We start from the raw sequence: 3,353 nt of genomic DNA on the forward strand, positions 1-3,353 counted from the left end.
GCTCCACCATCACCCCAACAGTCATCTGTGAGTCCACAGTCACAAGCCTATCATCACAAACGTTGATGTCGGGCTTGTGACTGTCGGTTCGACAGTCGCTCTTTAACAATATGAATCATGCTGACAAAAAGTCCTTTTCCTAACCCAGGAAAAGGCAGTGATACGTTTCAAGCGTATCCGGCAATTGTCGTGAGTCATCGCGGATCAGACCCTTTCGGGTTATATGGTCAAGCGATGAAGCGCATACGGTGGATGCCTAGGCAGTCAGAGGCGATGAAAGACGTGGAAGCCTGCGATAAGGTTCGGCGAGGTGGCAAACAACCTGCGACCCGGACATTTCTGAATGGGGAAACCCACCCAACGTAAGTTGGGTATCCCACACTGAATACATAGGTGTTGGGAGGCGAACCAGGGGAACTGAAACATCTAAGTACCCTGAGGAAAAGAAATCAACCGAGATTCCCCAAGTAGCGGCGAGCGAACGGGGACCAGCCCTTAAGCACCATGACTGATAGACGAAGTGGTTGGGAAACCACGCGATACAGGGTGATAGCCCCGTAGTCGAAATCTGATTGGTGTGAAATCGAGTAGGTCGGGGCACGTGAAACCTTGACTGAAGACGGGGGGACCATCCTCCAAGGCTAAATACTCCTGACTGACCGATAGTGAACCAGTACCGTGAGGGAAAGGCGAAAAGAACCCCGGAGAGGGGAGTGAAATAGATCCTGAAACCGTATGCGTACAAGCAGTGGGAGCCGACTTGTTCGGTGACCGCGTACCTTTTGTATAATGGGTCAGCGACTTATTTTCAGTGGCGAGCTTAACCGTATAGGGGAGGCGTAGGGAAACCGAGTCTTAACTGGGCGACCAGTCGCTGGAAATAGACCCGAAACCGGGCGATCTATCCATGGGCAGGTTGAAGATTGAGTAACATCAATTGGAGGACCGAACTCAAGTATGTTGAAAAATGCTGAGATGACCTGTGGATCGGAGTGAAAGGCTAATCAAGCCCGGAGATAGCTGGTTCTCCTCGAAAGCTATTTAGGTAGCGCCTCACGTATCACCGCCGGGGGTAGAGCACTGTTTCGGCTAGGGGGTCATCCCGACTTACCAACCCGAGGCAAACTCCGAATACCGGTGAGTGCAGCGTGGGAGACACACAGCGGGTGCTAACGTCCGTTGTGAAAAGGGAAACAACCCAGACCGTCAGCTAAGGTCCCCAAATCCTGATTAAGTGGGAAACGATGTGGGAAGGCTCAGACAGCTAGGAGGTTGGCTTAGAAGCAGCCATCCTTTAAAGAAAGCGTAATAGCTCACTAGTCGAGTCGGCCTGCGCGGAAGATGTAACGGGGCTAAATCAGGTACCGAAGCTACGGGTTCATCTTAACGATGAGCGGTAGAGGAGCGTCGTGTACGCCGATGAAGGTGTGTTGAGAAGCATGCTGGAGGTATCACGAGTGCGAATGCTGACATGAGTAACGACAAGGGGAGTGAAAAACTCCCCCGCCGGAAGACCAAGGGTTTCTGTTCGACGCTAATCGGAGCAGAGTGAGTCGGCCCCTAAGGCGAGGCCGAAAGGCGTAGTCGATGGGAAACGGGTCAATATTCCCGTACTTCACAGTATTGCGATGGGGGGACGAAGAAGGCTAGGTGAGCCAGGCGTTGGTTGTCCTGGTGAAAGTCAGTAGGCCGAGGGATCAGGTAAATCCGGTTCCTTAAAGCCGAGAGACGAGACGAACAGACTACGGTCTGGAAGTCATCGATGCCACGCTTCCAGGAAAAGCCTCTAAGCTTCAGATACTGTGGAACCGTACCCCAAACCGACACAGGTGGTCAGGTAGAGAATACCAAGGCGCTTGAGAGAACTCGGGTGAAGGAACTAGGCAAAATGGTGCCGTAACTTCGGGAGAAGGCACGCCGCATTAGCGTGATGGGACTCGCTCCCTAAGCGCGAAGCGGTCGAAGATACCAGGTGGCTGCAACTGTTTATTAAAAACACAGCACTCTGCCAACGCGTAAGCGGACGTATAGGGTGTGACGCCTGCCCGGTGCCGGAAGGTTAATTGATGGTGTTAGCGTAAGCGAAGCTCCTGATCGAAGCCCCGGTAAACGGCGGCCGTAACTATAACGGTCCTAAGGTAGCGAAATTCCTTGTCGGGTAAGTTCCGACCTGCACGAATGGCGTAATGATGGCCACGCTGTCTCCACCCGAGACTCAGTGAAATTGAAATCGCAGTGAAGATGCTGTGTACCCGCGGCTAGACGGAAAGACCCCGTGAACCTTTACTATAGCTTCACACTGGACGCTGATGTTGCTTGTGTAGGATAGCTGGGAGGCTTGGAAACGATCGCGCTAGCGGTCGTGGAGCCAACCTTGAAATACCAGCCTGGCATCATTGGCGTTCTAACTCCGGTCCGTTATCCGGATCGAGGACAGTGTGTGGTGGGTAGTTTGACTGGGGCGGTCTCCTCCCAAAGAGTAACGGAGGAGCACGAAGGTACCCTCAGCACGGTTGGAAATCGTGCATTGAGTGCAAGAGCATAAGGGTGCTTAACTGCGAGACAGACACGTCGAGCAGGTACGAAAGTAGGTTCTAGTGATCCGGTGGTTCTGTATGGAAGGGCCATCGCTCAACGGATAAAAGGTACTCCGGGGATAACAGGCTGATACCGCCCAAGAGTTCACATCGACGGCGGTGTTTGGCACCTCGATGTCGGCTCATCACATCCTGGGGCTGAAGTCGGTCCCAAGGGTATGGCTGTTCGCCATTTAAAGTGGTACGCGAGCTGGGTTTAGAACGTCGTGAGACAGTTCGGTCCCTATCTGCCGTGGGCGTTGGAAGTTTGAGAAGTGCTGCTCCTAGTACGAGAGGACCGGAGTGGACGCACCTCTGGTGTTCCGGTTGTCACGCCAGTGGCATTGCCGGGTAGCTAAGTGCGGACGGGATAACCGCTGAAAGCATCTAAGCGGGAAGCCCCCTTCAAGATGAGACTTCCCCGAGGCGTAAGCCTCCTGAAGGGCCCAGCAAGACGAGCTGGTTGATAGGCACGGTGTGGAAGCGCTGCGAGGCGTTGAGCTAACGTGTACTAATGGCCCGTGAGGCTTGACCATATAACCCCAAGGGGTCTGCGCATGACTGCGCAATTGACGGATACGATGAAACGATCACGTCAGCATGATTCTTATTGGATGAGCCGCTTAGGCGACTCATCATCCCGTTTCGCCTGACGACCATAGCGAGCGTGAACCACCCGATCCCATGCCGAACTCGGAAGTGAAACCGCTTAGCGCCGATGGTAGTGTGGAGTCTCTCCATGCGAGAGTAGGTCATCGTCAGGCACTTACACTGAAA

General features: G+C 53.7%; 2 rRNA genes. Both read left to right on the top strand.

The features are described 5' to 3' along the window. Positions 1 to 225 precede the first annotated feature (225 nt). Positions 226 to 3,112: ribosomal RNA gene (locus ETC27_RS16405) — 23S ribosomal RNA — on the top strand. Positions 3,113 to 3,224: 112 nt separating this feature from the next. Beyond that, positions 3,225 to 3,340, top strand: a 5S ribosomal RNA gene (rrf, locus tag ETC27_RS16410). Positions 3,341 to 3,353: the final 13 nt, after the last annotated feature.

The sequence above is a fragment of the Onishia niordana genome (assembly GCF_004798965.1).
GTDB classification, from domain to species: Bacteria; Pseudomonadota; Gammaproteobacteria; order Pseudomonadales; family Halomonadaceae; genus Onishia; species Onishia niordana.